A 20926-nucleotide genomic window follows, 5' to 3' on the forward strand; every position below is an offset into this window, starting at 1 on the left:
CCTAGAGCTGGTGGCCGAGCTTGTACTCGCCCTGCTTGTACTCGGGCATGTCCTTGTCGTCCTCGGCGCGGGTGTACGAGAAGCCGTCGGCGCCGATGGTCACCGCCATCTCGCTGGAGTCGGTGCGGGCGACGACCGGCTGTGGGTTGCCGTCGAGGTCGAGCACGAGCGAGGCATCCGTGTACCAGGACGGGACGACGGGGTTCCCCCACCAGTCGCGGCGCTGGTTGTCGTGCACGTCCCAGGTGACGACCGGGTTGTCGGGGTCGCCCGTGTAGTAGTCCTGCGTGTACACCTCGACGCGGTGTCCGTCGGGGTCGCGCAGGTACAGGTAGAACGCGTTCGAGACGCCGTGGCGGCCGGGGCCGCGCTCGATCGCATCGGAGCGGCGGAGCGCGCCGAGCTTGTCGCAGATCGCGAGGATGTTGTGCTTCTCGTGCGTCGCGAAGCACACGTGGTGCATGCGGGGCCCGTCGCCGCCGGTCATGGCGGTGTCGTGCACGGTGGGCTTGCGGCGCATCCACGCGGCGTAGACGGTGCCCTCCTCGTCCTGGATGTCTTCCGTGACCCGGAATCCGAGGTCCTGCATGAAGCCGACCGCGCGCGGCACGTCGGGGGTGACCTGGTTGAAGTGGTCGAGACGCACCAATTCGCCCGGGATATGGAGGTCATAGCGCCACGACATCCGCTCGACGTGCTCGGTGGCGTAGAAGAACTCGTACGGGAAGCCGAGCGGATCGACCACGCGCACGGAGTCGCCGATGCCCTTGACGAAGCCGTTCTCGTTCCGACGCACGTCGCAGCCGAGCTCCGTGTAGAACTCGACGGCGCGGTCGAGGTCTTCGGGCGTGCGGACCCGGTAGGAGAAGGCGGCGACCGCGGCGATCGGTCCCTTGCGCAGCACGAGGTTGTGATGGATGAACTCCTCCGTCGAACGCAGGTAGAGCGCCTCGTCGTCTTCTGCTGTCACGTAGAGACCCAGCACGTCGACGTAGAACTGACGGGAGGCCGCGAGGTCGGTGACCACGAGCTCCATGTACGCGCAGCGGAGGATGTCCGGCGGCGTGCTCTTCGGTGTCGCCACGGGGTTCTCCGAGTGGATCGGCGCCTCCTGGGAGACGTAGAAGCCGGAGGAGGTCAGGGTCATGTCTTCGCGGTGTGTCATGTCAGCGTCCTTGCGTGATCGGGCAGACGGGTTTCAGTTCTTGCCGAAGGTCGGGTTGTGGGCACCGCCGAGCGTGATGTGCACGCTCTGCTGGTCGGTGTAGAAGTCGATCGAGCGGTACCCGCCCTCATGACCGAGGCCCGAGGCCTTCACACCGCCGAACGGAGTGCGCAGGTCGCGCACGTTGTTGCTGTTCAGCCACACCATGCCGGCCTCGACCGACTGCGCGAAGTTGTGTGCGCGCTTGAGGTCGTTGGTCCAGATGTAGGCGGCGAGCCCGTACTTGGTGTTGTTCGCGAGGGACAGCGCCTCCTCGTCGGAGTCGAACGGCGTGATCGCGACGACCGGGCCGAAGATCTCCTCCTGGAAGATCCGGGCGTCGGAGGAGACGTCGGCGAACACGGTCGGTGCGACGAAGTTGCCCTCGTCGAAGCCCTCGGGGCGACCGCCGCCGGCGACCAGACGTCCTTCCGTCTTGCCGATCTCGACGTAGCTCATCACCTTCTCGTAGTGCTCGGGGTGCACGAGCGCGCCGACCTCGGTGGCCGGATCGTGCGGGTAGCCGACCTTGACGCGCTTCGCCTGCGCCGCGTAGCGCTCGACGAACTCCTCGTAGATCGAACGCTCGACGAGGATGCGCGATCCGGCCGTGCAGCGCTCGCCGTTGAGGGAGAAGACGCCGAAGATCGTGGCATCGACCGCGGCTTCGAGATCGGCATCGGCGAAGACGACGGCGGGGGACTTGCCGCCGAGCTCCATCGACAGGCCCTTGAGGAAGGGCGCGGCGTTGCCGAAGATCAGCTGGCCGGTCGAACTCTCGCCCGTGAAGGAGATGAGCGGCACGTCGGGGTGCTTCACGAGAGCGTCGCCCGCGTCTTCGCCGAGGCCGTTCACGAGGTTGAAGACACCCTGGGGGAGACCTGCCTCTTCGAAGATGCCGGCCCAGAGCGAGGCCGAGAGCGGCGTGAATTCGGCGGGCTTGAGCACGACCGTGTTGCCGGTCGCCAGTGCGGGGCCGAGCTTCCAGGACTCGAGCATGAAGGGGGTGTTCCACGGGGTGATGAGCCCGGCGACGCCGATCGGCTTGCGGTTGACGTAGTTCATCTGGCGCCCGGGCACCTTGAAGGCGTCGTCGGACTGCGCGACGATCAGGTCGGCGAAGAAGCGGAAGTTCTCCGCGGCACGGCGGGCCTGACCGAGCGCCTGCGTGATCGGAAGACCGGAGTCGTAGGACTCGAGCTCAGCGAGGCGCGCGTCGCGGGACTCGACGAGGTCGGCGATGCGGTGCAGCACGCGCGAGCGCTCGCGGGGGAGCATCCGCGGCCAGGGTCCTTCATCGAAGGCGCGCTTGGCGGCGGCGACGGCGAGCGCGATATCGGCCTTCTTGCCGGCGGCGGCCGTCGTGTAGGTCTGGTTGGTGACCGGGTCGAGCACGTCGAAGGTGTCGCCGTCGACGGAATCGACGAACGCGCCGTCGATGTAGTGCTGGATGTGGTCGGGGAGGTCGGCGGGGATGCGCGAATCGGTCATGAGTGTTCTCCGGTCGTCTGGGCGGAACGGGTGTGCAGGGCGTCGAGGAACGCGTCCATCGTGCGCCAGCGGTGGTTGCGGGCGGCGAGTTCGATCTCGAGCGGGTCGGCGCCCGCGCGGATGAGCTCGAGGATCTGGGTGTGCTCCTCGACAGAGTGCTGGGCGCGTCCGGGGACCGACGCGAAGGTCGTGTCGCGGATGCCGGAGAGCCGAGACCAGCCGCGGTGCACCAGATCGAGCAGATGAGGGTTGGGGCACGGCTCGAACAGCACCGAGTGGAACTGGCGGTTGAGCTCGGTGAAGGCGTGGGCGTCGAGGTGGTCGAGCATCTGCGCCATGCGCTCGTTGATGCGGGCGGCCTCTTCGAGGGCCGACTCGTCGAGCAGGGGAGCGGAGAGCGCGGTGGCGCACCCCTCGACGAGGCCGAGCGTCTGCATCGTGTGTGCGTATTCGCTCTCGTCGACCAGGGTCACCCGCGCTCCGACATTGCGCTCGAACGTGACGAGCCCTTCGGCTTCGAGGCGGCGGATCGCCTCGCGCACGGGGACGACGCTCATCTTGAGGTCTTCGGCGATCGAGCCCAGCACCAGCCGGTAGCCGGGGCTGAACATGTGTCCCGTGATGCGCGAGCGGATCCATTCGTACGCGACCTCGGACTTGCTGGCCGTCGTCATCGTCATCGGGTGCTCCGATGGGCTGTGGCCTCCTCATAGCGGGCACGCCACTCGGCGTTGAGCGGGAACAGGCCGTCGACCGGGTGACCGGCGGCGACCTGCTCGGCGATCCAGGCGTCTTCGACCTCCTGCGCCACGGCGTCGGCCGCGACCTCGGCCGCCAGGGACGGCGGGATGACGATCACGCCGTCACCGTCGCCGACGATGATGTCGCCGGGCTGCACGGTCGCGCCGCCGCAGGAGATGGTGACGTCCACGTCCCACGGCACGTGCTTGCGGCCGAGGACCGAGGGGTGCGCGCCCTGCGAGAACACGGGGAGTCCGATCTCGGCGACCGCGTCGAAGTCACGGACCCCGCCGTCGGTCACGACGCCGGCAGCGCCGCGGGCCTTCGCGCGAAGGGCGAGGATGTCGCCCAGCGTGCCCGTGGTGGCGTCGCCGCGGGCCTCGATCACGATGATCTCGCCGTCATCCACGGCGTCGAACGCCCGCTTCTGGGCGTTGTACCCGCCGCCGTGGGCCTTGAACAGGTCTTCGCGGAACGGCACGAACCGCAGGGTCTTCGCGGTGCCGACGATCTTGCTGCCGGGGATGTTCACCGACACCCCGTCGATGAAGCAGGAGTGGTGTCCGCGCTTGCGGAGCTGGGCGGAGAGCCCCGCCGTCGGAGCTTCGAGGAGCAGGGCTCGCAGTTCGGGGGAGAGGCGTGAAGGGTCAGGAATCGCCGCGTCGGCAGGGGCGGGCGCGGCATTCTGCGACCCCTCACCGGTGGGGGGTGCGAGCCCGGCAGCCTCGGCCGAGCCCCACGCCTCGGTGCGCTGCAGGTCGTCGACGGCGGGAAGTGAGCCGAGGTCGCCGTCGAACGGGACATCGCCCTGGGTCACGGTGGTGACCAGACGGCCGGAGGTCGGTGCGCCGGGAGCATCGGGAGCATCCACCTCGACCTCGACGACGTCGCCGGGGACGATGACCGAGGAGCCGGCAGGGGTGCCCGTGAGGATCACATCGCCCGGTTCGAGCGTGAAGTGCTGGGAGAGGTCGGCGACGAGTTGCGCGAGCGGGAAGATGAGCCCGGCCGTGGTGTCGTCCTGGCGGAGTTCGCCGTTGACCCAGGCGCGCACGCGGAGAGCCGCGGGGTCGACGGTGCGGGCATCGATCAGCTCGGGGCCGAGAGGGGTGTAGCCGTCGCCGCCCTTGGAGCGGACGTTCGAGCCCTTGTCGTTCGCGCGGAGGTCGTACAGTCCGAGATCGTTCGACGCGGTGAGCCACCCCACATGCGCCCAGGCCTCGTCGAGCGAGACGCGGCGGGCTGCCGTGCCGATCACGAGGGCGATCTCTCCCTCGAAGGCGAGCAGCTCGGTGCCGGCGGGGCGTTCGACCGAACCGCCCGAGACGCCGACGGAGCTGGCCGGCTTGAAGAAATAGGAGGGGGAAGCGGGACGCCGGCCGCGTTGATCGGCGCGGGAGGCATAGCTCAAATGAATCGCGATGATCTTGCCGGGGCGGTCGATGGTATCCGTCACGGGGCGCCTCCTCGCGCTCGTCTGCGTGGTCGTGCAGGACGCCTTGTGCGTCGTATTCGAAATCATATATCATCGGTTCACCCCTCGGCAAGCACTCCGGATCCGCATCCGCTGCACGCCGTGACAATGCGGTCACAACCAAAGGAGACACCCCCATGAGCGGGCAGTCACAGGATGGGTTCACACCCACCGGAACCATCGCGACAGCGGCCGATCGGCGCCGCGTCGTGTTCGCCACCGTCGTCGGCACCACGGTCGAGTGGTACGACTTCTTCATCTACGCCACGGCCGTCGGACTCGTGTTCGGCCAGCTGTTCTTCGAGCCGCTCGGTGCGGACAGTGCACTCATCGCCTTCGCCACCGTCGGCGTGAGCTTCCTCTTCCGCCCGCTCGGCGCGTTCCTCGCCGGACACTACGGCGACAAGCTCGGACGCAAGACCGTGCTCATGTGGACGCTGATCCTGATGGGTGCGGCGACCGCCCTCATCGGCCTGCTCCCGACATACGAGACGATCGGCATCATGGCGCCGATCCTGCTGGTGCTCCTGCGCATCATCCAGGGCATCTCGGCCGGTGGCGAGTGGGGCGGCGCCGTGCTGATGGCGGTCGAGCACGCTCCGCGCAAGAAGCGCGGCATCTTCGGGGCTTCGCCGCAGATCGGCGTTCCCCTCGGCCTGCTGCTCGCCTCCGGTGTGATGGCGCTGATGACGGCGATCGCCCCCGGTGACCAGTTCGCGATCTGGGGCTGGCGTGTGCCGTTCCTCCTCAGCGTGGTGCTGATCCTCGTTGGCTACTACGTACGCCGCAAGGTTGAGGAGAGCCCGGTCTTCACCGAGCTCGCCGCGCGCAAGGAGAAGGCGCGGATGCCGATCGCACAGCTGTTCCGTAAGCACTCGCTGCTCGTGATCGTCGCGGCGCTCGTGTTCGCGGGCAACAATGCGGTGGGCTACATGACCACGGGCGGGTACATCCAGGGTTACGCGACCAACCCCGACGGGCCGATCGGCCTCGAGCGCGGTCCGGTGCTCTGGGCTGTCGCCGGCTCCGCGGTCACGTGGCTGCTCACCACGCTGCTCGCGGGCTGGGTCTCCGATCGGATCGGCCGCCGCTCGACGTACCTCATCGGCTGGGTGCTGCAGCTGGTCGGAGTCTTCACGCTGTTCCCCCTCGTGAACACCGGTGAGATCGGACTCCTGTTCGCCGGCCTCGCGATCCTGACGATCGGTCTCGGTTTCACCTACGGGCCGCAGGCGGCGCTCTACACCGAGCTATTCCCGGCGAGCATCCGCTTCTCGGGCGTCTCGATCTCGTACGCGATCGGAGCGATCGCCGGCGGCGCGTTCGCTCCGTTGATCGCGACGGCCATCGTGAGCAAGACGGGGTCGACGGCAGGCGTCACCTGGTACCTGGCCGGCATGACGGTCCTGGGGCTGGTCGCGACGCTCCTGCTGCGTGACCGCTCCGGCATCCCGCTCGGCCCGGATCACGAGGATGAGCAGTCGGCCAGCCCGATCCGTGGGCTCGCGAAGGCCTGAACAGGCACGCGGAATCCGATCGAGAGCGTGCGCCCCGGTGGGCGCACGCTCTCGTCGTTCCGCCCTCGCCCTCGCCTCGACCGGGTCGTCAGCCGTCGAGCGCCTCGCGGATGACGGCGGCCGAGCGGTGCAGTCGTGCGGCGATCTGGGCGTCGTCGAGATCCGTCGCGACATGCACCACGGCGATCGCGGCCAGGCGCTGACTCCGCAGGACCAGCGGCACGGCGACGGATTGCACGGTGGGGATGACCTCGTCATGGCTGGTGGCGTAACCGCGGAGCTTCGTCGCCGCCACGTCCGCGGGCAATGACGCGGGCGCTTCGGCGGGCCATTCGGTGCTCGGCAGCTGAGCGAGAATCGCTTTGCCCGGGGCGCCGACGGTGATCGGATGCCGGGCGCCGGGGCGCTGGGCGACGCTCGCGACGGCATGCCGCGGTTCGACGCTGGCCAGCGTGATGCACTCGGCCCCGTCGAGCACGGCGAGGAAGCACGTCATCCCGAGCTCGTTGGCGATCGCGGTGAGTTCGGGGAGTGCTTCGGCCTGCAGATCGTGCGCGACGCCGGCCGCGAGTGCCGCCATCCGTGCGCCGAGGCTCACCGCCCCGGCCGCGTCCCGCGTGACGAGGCCGTGGTCCTCGAGCGTGCGCAGCAGGCGGTAGGCGATCGAGCGATGCACGCCGAGACGGGTCGCGATCTCGTCGATCGTGAGGGGGCCGCGGGCGTCGGAGAGGACTTCGAGGATGCGGATGCCGCGGCTCAGCGTCTGCGATGCGGGGGAGGTGCTCGGGGTCTCGGACATGCGTGCGCTCCCTTGCGGTCACCGGCGCGGCGGTTTAGGCTGTGTTCAATAGTAGAACAGTGTGTTCGAATATAGAACACACACCCCCCGAGCGCAAGACCCGAAGCGCAGGACCGACGAAGAAGTCCGGAAGGAATCGACGACGATGCAGTTCCACCACCACGGCTACGTCTCCGCAGACCCGCGCGTGCAGGACGCCGCCGGCGTCGGGCTCGACCGGCCGACCGACCTCCCCGATGAGATCGACGTGCTGATCGTCGGTTCCGGGCCGGCCGGGATGCTCCTCGCCGCCCAGATGTCGCAGTACCCCGGCATCTCCACCCGCATCATCGAGAAGCGCGACGGCCGCCTCCCGTTGGGACAGGCCGACGGGATCCAGCCGCGCAGTGTCGAGACCTTCCAGGCGTTCGGATTCGCCGAGCGGATCATCGCCGAGGCCTACAACATCGGCTGGATGAACTTCTGGGGCCCGAACCCCGACAAGCGCGACGAGATCGTCCGCACCTCGCGCACCGCCGACTACGCGTACGACATCTGCGAGTTCCCGCACCTGATCGTGAACCAGGCGCGCGTGCTGGACTACTTCGCCGAGGCGGCCGCGAACGGCCCCGGCCGCATCGCCCCCGACTACGGAGTCGAGTTCGTGGGGCTCACCGTGCACGAGGAAGGCGAGTACCCGGTCGAGGTCCGCATCCGCTACGTCGCGGGGGAGCGCGCAGGGGAGGAGCGGACGATCCGCACCAAGTTCGTCGCCGGGTGCGACGGCGCCCGCAGCGGCGTGCGACAGGCGATCGGGCGCACGCACGTCGGTGCCTCGGCCGCGCACGCATGGGGCGTGATGGACGTGCTCGTCAACACCGACTTCCCGGACTGGCGGACCAAGTGCGCCATCAACTCCGAGGCCGGCAACATCCTGCACATCCCGCGTGAGGGCGGCTACCTCTCCCGCATGTACATCGACCTGGGCGAAGTCGCCGCCGACGACGACCACCGGGTGCGGCAGACGCCGATCGAGGAGATCATCCGCCGCGCCAACGAGATCCTCCACCCCTACACCCTCGATGTGCGTGAGGTCGCCTGGCACAGCGTCTACGAGGTCGGCCACCGCGTCACCGACGGGTTCGACGACGTGATCGACGAGTCGGGACGCACGCCGCGCGTCTTTCTCACCGGCGACGCCTGCCACACGCACAGCGCCAAGGCAGGCCAGGGCATGAACGTCTCGATGCAGGACGGCTTCAACCTCGGCTGGAAGCTCGGCTCGGTGCTCACGGGTCGCGCTCCCGAGGCGCTCCTGGCGACGTACGGCGCCGAGCGACGTCCGGTCGCGCAGCAGCTCATCGACTTCGACCGGGAATGGTCGACCCTGATGGCGCGCAAGCCCGAGGAGATCTCCGACCCCGACGACCTCGCGACCTACTACCTCGCGACGGCCGAGTTCCCGTCGGGGTTCATGACGCAGTACACCTCGTCGATGATCACCGGCGCCGACGCCCACCAGTCGCTCGCCGTCGGCTATCCCCTCGGCAAGCGCTTCAAGTCGGCCGAGGTCATGCGCGTGGGCGACGGCAACGTCACCCACCTCGGACACCATGCGAAGGCGGACGGCCGCTGGCGCGTGTACGCCTTCGGCGACCGCACCGGGGAGGGGCTCGCCGCCTGGGCCGCCGATGCCGCCCCGTTGTTCGCGCGCTTCACTCCGGCGGATGCCGACGTCGACGCCGTGTTCGACGTGAAGGCCGTGTACCAGCAGCCCTTCGAGGAGGTGGAGGTCACCTCGGCGCCGGACCTGTTCCAGCCGAAGACCGGTCCGCTCGGCCTCACCGACTGGGAGAAGGTCTATGCGGCGGGCCCCAGCAAGTGGACCGAGACCGACATCTTCGCGGCGCGAGAGCTCTCGCGCGACGGCGTGGTGGTCGTCGTGCGACCCGACCAGTACGTAGCGGCGATCCTGCCGCTGGACGCGGTGGACGAGCTCGCCGGGTTCCTCGACGGGGCGCTGCTCCCGGCCCGCTGAATCTCCTCGGCATGACACGTGTCATGCCGAGGAGATGACACCTCCCTCCGGTGTCGTGAGGCTCCTGCCGCGAGGCTGGAGACATGAACAACTCCTCCGTGGACGGGTCGGCGACGCAGGTCACCGCGCGTCCGGCATCCGAAGCCTCGAACCATGATCCGGTCGTCCTCGAGCTGAACGGCGTCACACGCCACTTCGGCTCGGGCGACCGCCGCGTGCAGGCCGTCGGCGGGGTCGACCTGTCGATCCGCCGCGGCGAGGTCGTCGCGCTGCTCGGCCCGAACGGCGCGGGCAAGACGACGACTCTCGACATGCTCCTCGGGCTCACGCAGCCCAGCAGCGGCAGCGTCCGGGTGCTCGGCGTCACGCCGGAGCAGGCGACCTCGAGCGGAGCGATCGGCGCGGTGCTGCAGACCGGCGGCCTGCTGGGCGACCTGACCGTGGGCGAGACCGTGCGCCTCATCGCCTCGCTGTACGGAGCGGAAGCGGCCGCGCGGGTGCCCGAGGTCATGGCCCGTGCCGACCTCGAACACCTCGCCCGCCGCCGCGTTTCCAAGTGCTCGGGGGGAGAGCAGCAGCGGGTGAAGTTCGCGCTCGCGATGGTGTCCGACCCCGACATCCTGGTGCTCGACGAGCCCACGGCCGGGATGGACGTCACGGCCCGGCGGCACTTCTGGGACGTGATGCGGGCCGATGCGGATGCCGGACGCACGATCATCTTCGCCACGCACTACCTGGAGGAGGCAGAGCAGTTCGCCCGGCGGACCGTGGTGATGCACCGCGGCGCGGTCGTCGCGGATGCGCCCACGGCTCTGCTGCGAGCGAGTCTGGGGGAGCGGAGCGTGTCCGCGACGGTCGGAGAGGACGGCGCCGCGCTCGTCGCGACGCTGAGCGCGACCGATGGCGTGGTCGACGTGCGGCTCGACGGAGATCGTCTCAGCCTGCGGGCCGCGGACTCCGACGCCGCCGCCCGCATCCTGCTCGACCACGGCGCTCACGACCTGGAGATCGCCGCACCCACCCTCGAAACCGCCTTCACGGCTCTGACGGAGAACTGACATGCTCGTCTCACCCACCATGCTGCGCATCGAAGGCGTCCGCCAGCTACGCAACCCCTACACTCTCGCGTTCACCCTGGCGATGCCGGTCGCGATGTACCTGCTGTTCGGAGCCGGGATGGGCTTCGGCTCGCTCTCGGCCGGGCACGGCAACGTCTCGTTCTACGTGATGACCTCCATGGCCGCCTACGGCACGGCGGTCGCGATGAGCTCTCTGACCTCGCTCGCCGCGACCGAGGCGAAGCAGGGCTGGGGGCGCCAACTCGCCATGACGCCGCTGACGACCGCGGGCTATGCGCTGACGAAACTGCTCACCTCCGTCACCTTCGCGGCGCTGGCACTGGTGGCGGTCTTCGCCGCAGGCATGATGACCGGCGCGGAGGTCGAGGACGGCTGGCGCTGGGTGGCGACCGCGGGCATCATCCTCGGGATCGGCCTGATCTACGGCCTCTTCGGGCTCGGTGTCGGCCTGTTCTTCAGCTCCGACTCGGCCGCGGCGCTCGCCTCGATCTCGATGACGTTCTTCGCGTTCTTCGGCAACGTCTTCATGCCCCTCGACGGGGTGATGCTCGACATCGCCCGGTTCACCCCTCTCTACGGCTTCGTGGCCCTGAGCCGCTGGCCGTTGACCGACGGCACCCTCACCACCGGACAGACGGATGAGCTGTGGATGCTGTTCCTGAACGTCGCCGTGTGGCTCGCACTGTTCGTGCTGCTGGTCACCATGGGCATGAAGCGTTCCCGGGCGCGGCAATAAGACGCCGGCCGGATCGGGCGACGACAGTAGGTTGGACGGATGACGCAGCACTCGAAGCGGGCCTCCTCGGAAGCATCCGAGGAGGCCCGGCGGTTCGCCGCCCTGGGAGCCCCGCCGACTGCATGGGCAGCTCCGGGAGCGCGCCCCCCACGCGGACCGGTGGGAAAGGACCCCTGGGCGCGGTTCGGCTGGCTGATGGCCGTGATCTGGCTGGTCTTCCTCGTGTACCCGGTGATCGCACTGCTGCGCTCGGAGGCGCCGCTCGCGTGGATCGTCGTCGGCTGGATCGCGCTGGTCACGTTCGTCGTGCTGTACGTCACCGGCTTCATGCACGGCATGCGCGGCGGTGGAGGACTGGGGCGACCACCGTCGACACGGCAGTGGGTCACCTTCGCGATCCTCATCGTCTGCGCGCTGGTCTCCGTGCCGGCGGAGGGCGGATCGGCGCTCAGCTTCCTGCCGTTCGTCATGTCGTTCGCCTCGTACGGCCTGACGCGCGTCTGGCACTGGATCACGACGATCGCGGCCATGACGGTCGCGGCGCTGTGCGTCTTCCTCCTCCCCGGAGGCCTCAGCTACCTGTCGGTGCTGGCGATCATCGGCCTGCTCGGCGTGGTCAACACGGTGACGACCTGGCTCATCATCCGCTCCGCCGAGGCCGAACAGCTCGGGCTCGAGCTGGCGACGAGTGAGGGCCGCGAAGCGGTCGCCCGTGACGTGCACGACCTGATCGGCCACTCGCTGACGGTCGTCGGTCTGAAGGCGCAGCTCGTGCGACGGCTCATGGACTCCGATCCGGAGCGCGCCAAGGCCGAGCTCGCCGACATCGAGCGACTGACTGCGGAGGCGATCGCCGGGGTGCGGTCGTCGGTTGCCGGTGCACGGGCCACGACGCTCGTCGAACAGCTCGCGTCGTCGCGGGACTCTCTCCGCGCGGCCGACATCGATCTGCGCGTCGACGGGGAGCCCGCTGCTCTGTCGCCGGTGCAGGCGATCACCGCGAGCTGGATCCTGCGCGAGGCGACGACCAATGCGCTGCGTCATTCCGAGGCCCGCACGGTTCGAGTGCTGCTGGCGCCGGGGCGACTGGTCGTCGAAGACGACGGGGTCGGCATGAAGGACGGCGCGAGTGACGACTCGGGCAACGGGATCCGCGGCATGCGCGAACGCGCGGCGGAGGCGGGTGCGGGTTTCATGATCGCCGCGGCGCGTGAAGCCGAGGGCTCAGGGACCCGGGTAGAGGTGACCTGGTGACGGCCGCGGGGGAGGCCGGCGGCATCCGGCTGCTGATCGCCGACGACCAGGCGCTGGTGCGTGGCGCGTTGGGGGCGCTGCTCGATCTGGAGCCGGATCTCACCGTGATCGGCATGGCTTCCGATGGTGCAGAGGCGCTACGGCTCGCGGAGGAGCTGCGACCGGACGTGTGCCTGATGGACATCCAGATGCCGGGCATGGACGGTGTGGAGGCCACGCGCCGCATCCGCGAGGCGAGTCCGGAGACGCGCATCCTGGTCGTGACCACCTTCGCGCGCCCCGGCTACCTGCGGTCGGCGCTGGATGCCGGAGCCGGCGGATTCATCGTGAAGGACACTCCCGCCGAGCAGCTGGCGGAGGCGGTTCGTCGGGTGCATTCCGGGTTGCGCGTGCTGGATCCGGTGCTCGCGGCCGACAGCCTGTTCGACGGCGCGAACCCGCTGAGCGACCGCGAGCGTCAGGTGCTGCGCCTGGCCGCCGACGGGCGCTCGGCGGCGGCCATCGCGGCGGAGGTGTTCCTGTCGGCCGGCACCGTGCGGAACCATCTCTCCGCGGCGATCGGGAAGACGGGCGCGGCGAACCGGGCGCAGGCGGTGCGGATCGCGCTCGACAAGGGCTGGATCTGACGCTCAGCTGTCTTTTGCGGATGCGGACTGCGCCTGCTGTGCGGCGGCCTGCTTCTGCCGTGCGAGCCAGGTGTGCCCGGCGATCGCGGCCCTGACCTCGGCGGAGTAGTCCCTTCCCCCGTCCGGGTGACGGAAGAGGTTCCTCCGGTGGAAGGGAGACGCCTCCCGATGCGGCCCACTGCGGTCGATGCGCCGGGCGAGTTCGGTGAGGCTGTCGCGGCCGGCTTCGTGGTACTCCTGGCGCTCGGCCTCATCCAGGCGGATCAGGCACGAGTCGTCGGCCATCGAGGAGATCGTGTACCGGGAGTCGAGGTACAGGTCGCCGTGCTGTTCGACCAGGAACCACAGGCCCGGCTCGTGGTCGACGTAGCGCATCGCATCGCGCACCTCGGCGATGCGATCGGCGTCACCCCACTCCTCGACGGGAGGGATGGCTTCGAGGGGCCGTCGCATCGCGGCATCCAGCGGGTGATACCCGAATGTCGGAGGGGCGTCGCGATACAGGGTGAGGCAGGCGACCCGGCCGCATGCGGTGCACGTGACCTGGCTCTCCACCCGCTCCATGAGGGCGGAGGCGTGCAGCAGTCGGAGGTCGGCGAGGCTCACGGCTCCGCTGGACTCCTTGAGGACTCCTGCTTCGACCCCCGCCACGAGAGTGTCGACCGTGCCGTCCAGATCGAAGGACCCGTCGCCGGTGCGCACGATCAGTTCGCGGCACACCGGGCAGCCCTCGTCGGCCGGGCGGCATGTCTCCTTCGGATCGTCCACGGTGAACGCCACCCGCTGCAGGTCGCCGGCTCGACGGCCCCCGTGCTTCACGAACTCCGGGCGCAGATACGCTGCCTCGAGGACGAAGTAGCGGTCCCCGTCGGCGAACCTCCAGGGGACGTCGAACGTCGCCTTGAAGTCGGCGAAGGTCGCATCGTTGTCGACCCCCGGGAGCCACTCCGCGGCGTCGAGGCCGCGCGGAGCGGACGGCGTCGGCGCGAGGTGCAGGATCACGGCGACGACCGCGTCATCGTGCAGCACGATCTCGCCGCCGGACCCGAACAGCAGATGCTGCGAGAGCACGGCCGGTTCACCGATCCGGCGCTCCGTCGTCTCCACGGGTTCGGTGCCCAAGGCATCGATCAGGCGACGCACGGGGGCGTCGTCACGTGCCAGGCAGAGGGCGTCGAGAATCAGGGGCATCCGGTCATGCTCTCGACGTCGCGTCACCCGACCAGTATCGGTCACCGACCGCTCTGGTGCGATGTCGGTGGCCGCGCGTACCGTGGACGCCGATGGGCGACGGCGCCCGACAGGAGGAGTGCGTGATGGATTGGAAGATCGAACTCATCTTCGTCCCGGTCTCGGATGTCGACCGGTCGAAGGCCTTCTACGAGAAGATCGGCTTCCACGCCGACCACGACCAGACCCCCGTCGAGGGGCTGCGGTTCGTGCAGATGACTCCACCGGGTTCGGCCTGCTCGATCGCCTTCGGCACGGGCCTCGGGAACGATCTGGAGCCGGGGCAGCAGAACTCGATCCAGGTCGTGGTGCCCGATGCCGATGAGGCGCTGGCGCACCTGCGAGGTCTCGGCGTCGACGCACGAGGCGTCGAGGACATGGACTGGGGGCGTTTCGTTTCTTTCGACGACCCCGACGGCAACAGCTGGACGCTGCAGGAGCTGCCTGACTACGGCGCCCAGGCCTAGGCGGTGGTGGTCGCCGGCGTCGACGTGGTGTCGGCGACCACCTCGACCTTGAAGCCCGCGGCATTCTCGAGCCAGCCCGCGTAGTGCTGCTCGCCGCCGGCGTGCGGGTAACGCTCGGCGTAGAGCGGGTGCCAGCCGTGCGCCGGGGCCTCGGACATGAGCGCATCCACGGAAGCGGGGTCGCCACCGTGGAACGCCAGATGATTGAGCCCGGCGCGCCGGCGGTCGTGCGCGCCATCCGACAGATTCGGAGAGGTCGTGAAGGTGAGGTAGGTCCCGCCCGCAGCCCAGGACTCGCCGTCGGCCCACTCGCTGTCGAGGGTGAAGCCCAGACGATCGAGGATCCAGCGCCATTCCGTGCGCACGGCATCGAGGTCGGCGACCCACAGTTCGACGTGATGGAGACCCGGCATCATCCGAGTCTGCCAGTCGCGTCAGGAGTTCACGCGGATGATCTCCTGCTGGTACGGCGCGATGACGTCCCCGGAGATGCGCAGGTCGAGGAGCAGGAAGCGGCGGGTGGAGGGATCCTCGGCGGTCCAGCTCTCGAGGCGGTCGAGGTCGGCGAGCGTGCGCACGACGACGCCCTCGGCTCCGACGGCCGCGCCGAAGGCGGCGAAGTCCACCTCGGGGATGCGCATCGGGCCCTCGGCGAGGCCCTTGAGCCCGTACAGGTTCACTTCGGCGCCGTATGCCGCGTCGTTCCAGACGACGGCCATGCCCCGGCCTCCGGCCGCGCGGACAGCGGATTCGAGGTCGGCGATTGCCATCAGTCCGCCGCCGTCGCCGGAGGTGAGCACCACGGTCGATTCGCGCCGAGCCAGAGCGGCCCCGACGACGCTCGGCCAGCCCTGCCCGATGGACTGGAACGCGGTGCCGATCATCATCATGCGATCGGGCGCGGCGACCGGCCAGTACATGTTCGCCCAGCCGATGAAGTGGCCGCCGTCGGACACCACGACACGATCCTCGGGGAGCAGTTCCGCGATACGACGGGCGGCCGATCGCGGGTCGAGGCGTCCGTCGGCGGCGAGGTCGTCACCGGCGTCGTACGCTCGGGCCGCGGCGACGTCGACGCTCTCCCGCCACGGGCTCGACGACAGGGAACCACCGAGCCGGGACACGAGAGCCTCGGCGGCCAGGCGGGCGTCCGCGCGTACGAAGCCGCCGACGTGGGCATGGGTGGCGGCGGGGGCGATGTCGACCTGGAAGACCCGCGTCCCCGGCGCGAAGAGTTCGCCGAACCGCATCGTGAACTGGTTCAGGGAGGCGCCGAACACCACGGCGACATCGGCGGTGCGCACGAGGTCCATCGCGCCGTCCGCACCGAAGCCGCCGGTGACGCCCAGGTCGTACTGCGTTTCGGGGAAGATGCCCCGGCCGAGAGCCGAGGACGCCGTCAATGCGCCGGTCGCCGCGGCGAGCTCGCCCAGCGCGGCGCCGGCACCGGAGAGCCACGCGCCGCGACCTGCCAGGAGGAAGGGTCGCCGGGCGGTGCGCAGAGCATCAGCGATCTCGTCGAGCATCCCGTCGGCGAACTCCCCGCGGGGCGCGAGCGGAGCGGGCACCCGCGGTGACGGGGCCGCCGGAACCTCGCCGGCTTCGAGCGCCGCGACGTCGTAGGGGATGGCGAGGACGACCGGGACGCGATAGGTCAGCGCGTGCTCGATGGCGATGATCGTCGTGGCCGCGGCATCCGCTCGGCCGACCGTATAGGTGCGGGCGCCGACGGCCGAGGCGAGGGCGATCTGGTCGACGTCCCACGGGCGCGGGCCGGACGTGGGCTCGTCACCGACCACGAGCACGAGCGGGACGTGCGCCTGCACGGCCTCGGCGAGGGCGGTCAGGGTGTTGGTGAATCCGGCGCCGTACGTCGAGGTGCCGGCGGCGATGCGCCCGGACGCGCGGAAGTGGGCGTCGGCGGCGACCACGGCCCCCTGCTCGTGACGGACGGCGGTGAAGGAGGCATCCGTCTGCGTCTCGATGGCGTCGAGGAAGTAGGCGTTGCCGTTGCCCATCACGCCGAAGACGGAGTCGATGTGCTGGGCGAGGGTGAGGGCGACGTGTGCGGAGACGGTGGGCATGCGAAAGCCTTTCGAGACAGGGACGGAGGAACTGTGGGATCCGTATGTGTCTCGCCTCCGCGTCTTCGCGAAGTGCTTCGTGCCTCTTTTTCAGGCACCGGCCGGGCCGGACCCGCTCAGTCTACCGGCGAGAGTGCATACCGGGATGCGGGAGAATGCAGAGATGACGGATGCGGCGCTCGAGCGCGAGACACTGACCTGGGACGGCTTCGGAGCGGCGACACGGGAGCTGGCGCGGAACATCCTCGCCACCGGCTTCGAACCGGAGGTGGTGGTGGCGATCGCCCGCGGCGGGTTGCTCCCGGCCGGTGCCATCGCCTACGGGCTCGGTGCCAAGAACTGCGGCGCGATCAACGTCGAGTTCTACACCGGCATCGGCACGGTGCTCGATGCGCCCGAGGTGCTTCCGCCCGAGCTCGACATGGCGTATCTCGACGGCCGCCGGGTGCTGCTCGTCGACGATGTGGCCGACTCCGGGCGCACGCTCGCGCTGGCCGTGCAGCTGCTGCAGGAGAAGGGCGCCGACGTGCGGTCGGTCACGATCTACACCAAGCCTTCGACGATCATCCAGCCCGACTTCGCCTGGAAGGGCACCGACCTGTGGATCAACTTCCCGTGGTCGTTCCAGGGCACGGTGCGCGAAGAAGATCTGGGCCTCGCGCCCTCGGCCTGAACCGCGGCTCCCTCGGGTCAACCCCGCAGCAGCGACCGCAGCGTCTGGATCGTGTCGGCTTCGGCCGCGGTCTTGTCCGGACGGTAGCCCTTCACCCGGGCGAAGCGCAGCGCGATGCCGCCCGGATACCGCGGAGAGCGCTGCACACCGTCGATCGCGATCTCGACGACGATATCGGGGCGCACGAAAACGGTGGATGCCGTGCGGTGCGACTCGTGCTCGGGGAACTCGGCGGTCTGCCACCGCAGCAGCTCGTCGGTGAGTCCCTTGAAGGTCTTGCCCACCATGACGAACCCTCCAGGGTCGCCGAACTCGCCGTCGGGGTCGCGCGCGCCGAGGTGCAGGTTCGAGAGCCAGCCCCGACGACGCCCGGAGCCCCACTCCGCGCCCAGGACCACCAGGTCGAAGGTCAGCACCGGCTTGACCTTGACCCACGACTTGCCGCGGCGCCCGGCGGCGTAGGGGGCGTCGATCGCCTTGACCACGACCCCCTCGTGCCCGGCGGCGAGGGCATCGTGCGACAGCTGCTCGGCGGCATCGGCATCGGCCGTGACGATGCCCGGCATCCGCCATTCGCCGGCCACGCGTTCCAGCTCGGCCAGCCGTGTCGAGAGCGGCTCGTCGAGCAGGTCGCGTCCGTCGACATGCAGCACGTCGAAGAACCAGGGCCGCAGCACGAGCTCCCGCGAGACCTCGGCCCCGAACCGCGACATGGTCTCCTGGAACGGTCGCGGCCCGCCGTCTTCGTCGAGCGACAGCGTCTCGCCGTCAAGGATGACGTCGTGCACCGGCAGTGACCGCACGATTTCCACGATCTCGGGCACCCGGTGGGTGATGTCGGCGAGGCTCCGCGTGTAGACACCGACCTCGTCGCCGTGGCGATGCACCTGGATGCGGGCACCGTCGAGCTTGTATTCGACGGATGCCTCGCCGGTGACCTGCAGCGCCTCCGATGCGCTCGCCGCGGTCGATGCCAGCATCGGCAGCACCGGACGCCCCACCTGAAGCCCGACCGCCTCGAGGTCGCCGGGGGCGCCTGTGAGGGCGATGCGCGCGGTCTCGCCGAGGTCGCCCGACAGCATCGCCGCGCGTCGGACGACGGCCGCCGGACGGTCGGACGCCCGGGCGATCGCGTCGAGGAGCACGCCCGACAGAGCGCCGGTGCGGAGCTCACCGAGCATCGCGCGCACCAGGAAGTCCCACTCGGCGGCGGTCGCTCGCGAGCCGAGATCGACGAGGATGCCGGTGCGGCCCGCCGCCGAGCCCGAACCGGACGTCGAGGCGAGGGCATCGAGCGAGTCATCGACATCGCCGACCGTCAGGGTGGATTCGTCGGCGTGGGCGATCTCGATGGCCGAGAGCCCGCGCCAGCCGACGCCCAGCCTGCCCTGGCGCGGTGACGCGAGGAGGAGACCCATGACGATCGGGAGCTCGGACGTCTCGGCGCGCGCGAGAAGTTCGGCGAGGGCATCGATCTTGGCGAGCCGGGACGACGTGGCGCCGACGCGGTCGGTCGTGGTGACGAGCTCAGCGAGCATCATCCGAGCATTCTCGCACCGGCCTCCGACATGGGGTCGGTGCCGGGTCTCAGCGGCCGCGGAACTCGGGCTTCCGCTTCTCCTGGAACGCGGCGAACCCTTCGCGGTAGTCATCCGTGTCGCACAGGGCGGCCTGCGCCGCGTTCTCGATGCCGACCGCACCCCACAGCGCGAGTCGCTCGTCGCGGATGCGCGCGATCAGCTCCTTGCTCGCGAGGAAGGCCGCCGTGGCGCCGCGGGCGGCCGTCGCGGCGGCGTCCGTCGTCGCCTGGACGACCTCGTCGTCGGGGAAGACCCGCGAGAAGAGGCCCGAGGACACGGCCTCGGCCCCGCTCATCAGGCGTCCGGTGTAGATGAGGTCGAGCGTCTTGTGGGCCCCGAGGCGGTCGAGGAATAGCGCATGACCGCCGGAGTCGAGCGTCGCACCGAGCGCGGCGAACGGGGAGCCGATCTTCGCGGACTCGGCGACGTAGACGACATCGGTCGCGATCAGCAGTCCGAGCCCGACCCCGAGGCAAGCGCCGTGCGCGACCGCGAAGGTCGGCGCAGGGAACCGCGCCATCCGCTGCAGCAGCGGGGTGACGAGCCCGCCGAGGTACCCGAGCACATCGTCGTTCCGCGGGTCGACGCCCGAGATGTCCCGGCCGGCGCAGAACGCACGCCCCTCACCGCGGAGCACCAGCGCGCGCACGCCCGCGACCTCCGCGGCCTCGTAGGCGGCATCCAACTCGGCCAGCGCCCGCTCGTCGAGAGCATTGAGCTTCGCCGGCGCATTCAGCGCGATCGTCGCGACGTCGTCGGCGACGGTGAGGTCGATCATGGGGGCTCCTGGTCAGACGTCGTAGTCGACGACCACATGGTCGCTGGTCGGGTGGGACTGGCACGTGAGGACGAATCCGCGTTCGAGCTCGTCGGGCTCCAGCGCGTAGTTCTCGGTCATGGTGACGCTGCCCTCGAGTACCCGCGCGCGACAGGTGCCGCAGACCCCGCCTGCACAGGCGAAGGGCGCATCGGGGCGTACACGCAGGGCGGCGTTCAGTACCGACTCGTGCGCATCGACCGGGCTCTCGACCGTCGATGAGACACCGTCGAGGGTGACCTCGATCCGCACGGTCTTCTCGCCGGCGCGCACCTGCACCGGTCGGGCCGCGCGAGCGGGCTCGTCGCCGGTCGTGAAGAGCTCGAAGCGGATGTGCGACCGGTCGACGCCGACGTCGGCGAGCACCTCGCGACAGAGGTCGACCAGGGCGAGCGGTCCACAGAGGAACCACTCGTCGACGGTCGCGGGCGGGATGAGCGTGCCGAGGATCGTGCGCAGCTTCGCGTCGTCGATCCGCCCCGACAGCACCGGGGCCGCCCGCTGCTCGCGGGAGAGCACGTGGTGCAGCACGAGCCGCGTCGGGTATCGATCCTTGAGGTCGGCGAGGTCCTCGAGGAACATCACGTCGAGCGTCGCCCGGTTCGTGTAGAGCAGCGTGAACTGCGCCGTGTCCGACCGGGTGAGCACCGTGTGCGCGAGCGCCATCAGCGGCGTGATGCCGGAGCCGGCGGCGATCCCGACCACGTGCCGGTCGTCGAGGTCGGGAAGCGCCGAGGTGAACGTGCCCTGCGGGCTCATCACGTCGATCTCGAATCCGGCGTGCAGACCGGTCTGCGCCCACGTCGAGAACAGTCCGCCCTCGTCGCGCTTCACCGCGACGCTGAGGCGCGTGTCCTGCCCGTCGTCGCGGTGCTCCGGCGCGCGGCACAGCGAGTAGGAACGCCGCACCTCGACCCCGTCGAGGGTCGTGCGCAGGGCGACGTACTGGCCGGGCAGATGGTCGTACTCGGCGGCCAGGGCAGCGGGCACCGTGAACGTGACCTCGACCGCGTCGTCGGTGAGCGGACGCACGTCCTCGACCGTGAGCGTGTGGAAGCGGGCGCGCTTTCGAGGAGCGGTCTCGCGGGAGGTCGTCGCGCGGGGGACGGATGCCGGCGCGGACGTGAAGAGCGACAT

Annotated in this window: 19 protein-coding genes; 8 read left to right on the forward strand and 11 right to left on the reverse strand. The window is 69.8% G+C overall.

Translation table 11 applies throughout. The annotated features are described in order from the left end of the window. Position 1: 1 nt before the first annotated feature. From hpaD to CQ034_RS16185, 4 genes are read right to left on the reverse strand one after another with little or no spacing between them, the layout of a single operon-like run. Entirely contained in the window at positions 2–1165 is a 1164-nt protein-coding gene (hpaD, locus tag CQ034_RS16170; protein ID WP_029262334.1) for a 3,4-dihydroxyphenylacetate 2,3-dioxygenase, read from the reverse strand. A 33-nt stretch (positions 1166–1198) separates the two neighbouring features. Further along, complete coding sequence (hpaE, locus tag CQ034_RS16175; protein WP_105711863.1) at positions 1199–2695, reverse strand: 5-carboxymethyl-2-hydroxymuconate semialdehyde dehydrogenase; 1497 nt, start codon at positions 2693–2695, stop codon at positions 1199–1201. Continuing rightward, entirely contained in the window at positions 2692–3375 is a 684-nt protein-coding gene (locus CQ034_RS16180; RefSeq protein WP_029262336.1) for a GntR family transcriptional regulator, read from the reverse strand. The genes hpaE and CQ034_RS16180 overlap by 4 nt, the downstream gene beginning before the upstream one ends. Further along, positions 3372–4892: a fumarylacetoacetate hydrolase family protein gene (locus tag CQ034_RS16185; protein WP_105711864.1), complete on the reverse strand. Its 1521-nt coding sequence runs from the start codon at positions 4890–4892 to the stop codon at positions 3372–3374. Before CQ034_RS16185 ends, CQ034_RS16180 begins: the two co-directional genes overlap by 4 nt. Before the next feature lie 155 nt (positions 4893–5047). Between CQ034_RS16185 and CQ034_RS16190 the strand changes: the two genes are divergently transcribed. Then, entirely contained in the window at positions 5048–6427 is a 1380-nt protein-coding gene (locus CQ034_RS16190; RefSeq protein WP_105711865.1) for an MFS transporter, read from the forward strand. An 88-nt stretch (positions 6428–6515) separates the two neighbouring features. Here CQ034_RS16190 and CQ034_RS16195 read toward each other — a convergent pair whose 3' ends face one another. Then, the gene (locus CQ034_RS16195) at positions 6516–7226 is read right to left on the reverse strand and encodes an IclR family transcriptional regulator (protein WP_105711866.1); all 711 of its coding nucleotides are present in this window, start codon (positions 7224–7226) and stop codon (positions 6516–6518) included. 145 nt (positions 7227–7371) lie between these two features. Here CQ034_RS16195 and CQ034_RS16200 point away from each other — a divergent pair, with 145 nt between their 5' ends. The 5 genes from CQ034_RS16200 to CQ034_RS16220 all read left to right on the forward strand — a co-directional run bounded on the left by CQ034_RS16200 (position 7372) and on the right by CQ034_RS16220 (position 12938). Further along, complete coding sequence (locus CQ034_RS16200; protein ID WP_105711867.1) at positions 7372–9243, forward strand: FAD-dependent monooxygenase; 1872 nt, start codon at positions 7372–7374, stop codon at positions 9241–9243. A gap of 83 nt (positions 9244–9326) precedes the next feature. Further along, on the forward strand, positions 9327–10301 hold the full coding sequence (locus CQ034_RS16205; RefSeq protein WP_105711868.1) for an ABC transporter ATP-binding protein: 975 nt from the start codon (positions 9327–9329) through the stop codon (positions 10299–10301). A 1-nt stretch (position 10302) separates the two neighbouring features. Further along, entirely contained in the window at positions 10303–11058 is a 756-nt protein-coding gene (locus CQ034_RS16210) for an ABC transporter permease (RefSeq protein WP_105711869.1), read from the forward strand. Between the two features lie 39 nt (positions 11059–11097). Then, on the forward strand, positions 11098–12312 hold the full coding sequence (locus tag CQ034_RS16215) for a sensor histidine kinase (protein ID WP_105711870.1): 1215 nt from the start codon (positions 11098–11100) through the stop codon (positions 12310–12312). Continuing rightward, entirely contained in the window at positions 12309–12938 is a 630-nt protein-coding gene (locus CQ034_RS16220) for a response regulator transcription factor (protein WP_105711871.1), read from the forward strand. Before CQ034_RS16215 ends, CQ034_RS16220 begins: the two co-directional genes overlap by 4 nt. 3 nt (positions 12939–12941) lie before the next feature. On the opposite strand, the gene CQ034_RS16225 is transcribed toward CQ034_RS16220, so the two are convergent. Continuing rightward, on the reverse strand, positions 12942–14129 hold the full coding sequence (locus CQ034_RS16225) for a hypothetical protein (protein ID WP_105711872.1): 1188 nt from the start codon (positions 14127–14129) through the stop codon (positions 12942–12944). A 125-nt stretch (positions 14130–14254) separates the two neighbouring features. Between CQ034_RS16225 and CQ034_RS16230 the strand changes: the two genes are divergently transcribed. After that, complete coding sequence (locus tag CQ034_RS16230; protein WP_105711873.1) at positions 14255–14635, forward strand: VOC family protein; 381 nt, start codon at positions 14255–14257, stop codon at positions 14633–14635. On the opposite strand, the gene CQ034_RS16235 is transcribed toward CQ034_RS16230, so the two are convergent. Both CQ034_RS16235 and CQ034_RS16240 read right to left on the reverse strand, forming a co-directional pair. Beyond that, positions 14632–15048, reverse strand: coding sequence for a VOC family protein (locus tag CQ034_RS16235; RefSeq protein WP_105711874.1), 417 nt, complete (start codon positions 15046–15048; stop codon positions 14632–14634). The two genes, CQ034_RS16230 and CQ034_RS16235, sit on opposite strands and share 4 nt — an antisense overlap. A 21-nt stretch (positions 15049–15069) precedes the next feature. Next, on the reverse strand, positions 15070–16719 hold the full coding sequence (locus CQ034_RS16240) for a thiamine pyrophosphate-binding protein (RefSeq protein ID WP_105711875.1): 1650 nt from the start codon (positions 16717–16719) through the stop codon (positions 15070–15072). Positions 16720–16882: 163 nt separating this feature from the next. Here CQ034_RS16240 and CQ034_RS16245 point away from each other — a divergent pair, with 163 nt between their 5' ends. After that, complete coding sequence (locus CQ034_RS16245) at positions 16883–17392, forward strand: phosphoribosyltransferase (RefSeq protein ID WP_105711876.1); 510 nt, start codon at positions 16883–16885, stop codon at positions 17390–17392. 17 nt (positions 17393–17409) lie between these two features. Here the strand turns inward: CQ034_RS16245 and CQ034_RS16250 are convergent, their stop codons facing one another. The 3 genes from CQ034_RS16250 to paaE are packed head-to-tail and all read right to left on the reverse strand — an operon-like array spanning position 17410 to position 20926. Continuing rightward, positions 17410–18933 carry an ATP-dependent DNA ligase gene (locus CQ034_RS16250; RefSeq protein WP_105711877.1) on the reverse strand — a complete coding sequence of 508 codons (1524 nt, stop codon included), beginning with the start codon at positions 18931–18933 and terminating at the stop codon, positions 17410–17412. Between the two features lie 46 nt (positions 18934–18979). Then, a complete protein-coding gene (locus CQ034_RS16255; RefSeq protein ID WP_105711878.1) occupies positions 18980–19750 on the reverse strand; it encodes an enoyl-CoA hydratase/isomerase family protein in 771 nt (256 codons plus the stop codon). 12 nt (positions 19751–19762) lie between these two features. After that, complete coding sequence (gene paaE / locus CQ034_RS16260; protein ID WP_105711879.1) at positions 19763–20926, reverse strand: 1,2-phenylacetyl-CoA epoxidase subunit PaaE; 1164 nt, start codon at positions 20924–20926, stop codon at positions 19763–19765.

This window comes from Microbacterium sp. MYb45, assembly GCF_002979655.1.
In the GTDB taxonomy this organism is placed as follows: Bacteria; Actinomycetota; Actinomycetes; order Actinomycetales; family Microbacteriaceae; genus Microbacterium.

What these genes read in the sequence shown, in the direction of transcription:
- hpaE (WP_105711863.1), bottom strand. Translation starts at nt 2,695, where the DNA reads ATGACCGATTCGCGCATCCCCGCCGACCTCCCCGACCACATCCAGCAC.
- CQ034_RS16180 (WP_029262336.1), bottom strand. Translation starts at nt 3,375, where the DNA reads ATGACGATGACGACGGCCAGCAAGTCCGAGGTCGCGTACGAATGGATC.
- paaE (WP_105711879.1), bottom strand. Translation starts at nt 20,926, where the DNA reads ATGTCGCTCTTCACGTCCGCGCCGGCATCCGTCCCCCGCGCGACGACC.
- hpaD (WP_029262334.1), bottom strand. Translation starts at nt 1,165, where the DNA reads ATGACACACCGCGAAGACATGACCCTGACCTCCTCCGGCTTCTACGTC.
- CQ034_RS16205 (WP_105711868.1), top strand. Translation starts at nt 9,327, where the DNA reads ATGAACAACTCCTCCGTGGACGGGTCGGCGACGCAGGTCACCGCGCGT.
- CQ034_RS16240 (WP_105711875.1), bottom strand. Translation starts at nt 16,719, where the DNA reads ATGCCCACCGTCTCCGCACACGTCGCCCTCACCCTCGCCCAGCACATC.
- CQ034_RS16190 (WP_105711865.1), top strand. Translation starts at nt 5,048, where the DNA reads ATGAGCGGGCAGTCACAGGATGGGTTCACACCCACCGGAACCATCGCG.
- CQ034_RS16200 (WP_105711867.1), top strand. Translation starts at nt 7,372, where the DNA reads ATGCAGTTCCACCACCACGGCTACGTCTCCGCAGACCCGCGCGTGCAG.
- CQ034_RS16225 (WP_105711872.1), bottom strand. Translation starts at nt 14,129, where the DNA reads ATGCCCCTGATTCTCGACGCCCTCTGCCTGGCACGTGACGACGCCCCC.
- CQ034_RS16210 (WP_105711869.1), top strand. Translation starts at nt 10,303, where the DNA reads ATGCTCGTCTCACCCACCATGCTGCGCATCGAAGGCGTCCGCCAGCTA.
- CQ034_RS16245 (WP_105711876.1), top strand. Translation starts at nt 16,883, where the DNA reads ATGACGGATGCGGCGCTCGAGCGCGAGACACTGACCTGGGACGGCTTC.
- CQ034_RS16255 (WP_105711878.1), bottom strand. Translation starts at nt 19,750, where the DNA reads ATGATCGACCTCACCGTCGCCGACGACGTCGCGACGATCGCGCTGAAT.
- CQ034_RS16215 (WP_105711870.1), top strand. Translation starts at nt 11,098, where the DNA reads ATGACGCAGCACTCGAAGCGGGCCTCCTCGGAAGCATCCGAGGAGGCC.
- CQ034_RS16250 (WP_105711877.1), bottom strand. Translation starts at nt 18,933, where the DNA reads ATGATGCTCGCTGAGCTCGTCACCACGACCGACCGCGTCGGCGCCACG.
- CQ034_RS16195 (WP_105711866.1), bottom strand. Translation starts at nt 7,226, where the DNA reads ATGTCCGAGACCCCGAGCACCTCCCCCGCATCGCAGACGCTGAGCCGC.
- CQ034_RS16230 (WP_105711873.1), top strand. Translation starts at nt 14,255, where the DNA reads ATGGATTGGAAGATCGAACTCATCTTCGTCCCGGTCTCGGATGTCGAC.
- CQ034_RS16235 (WP_105711874.1), bottom strand. Translation starts at nt 15,048, where the DNA reads ATGCCGGGTCTCCATCACGTCGAACTGTGGGTCGCCGACCTCGATGCC.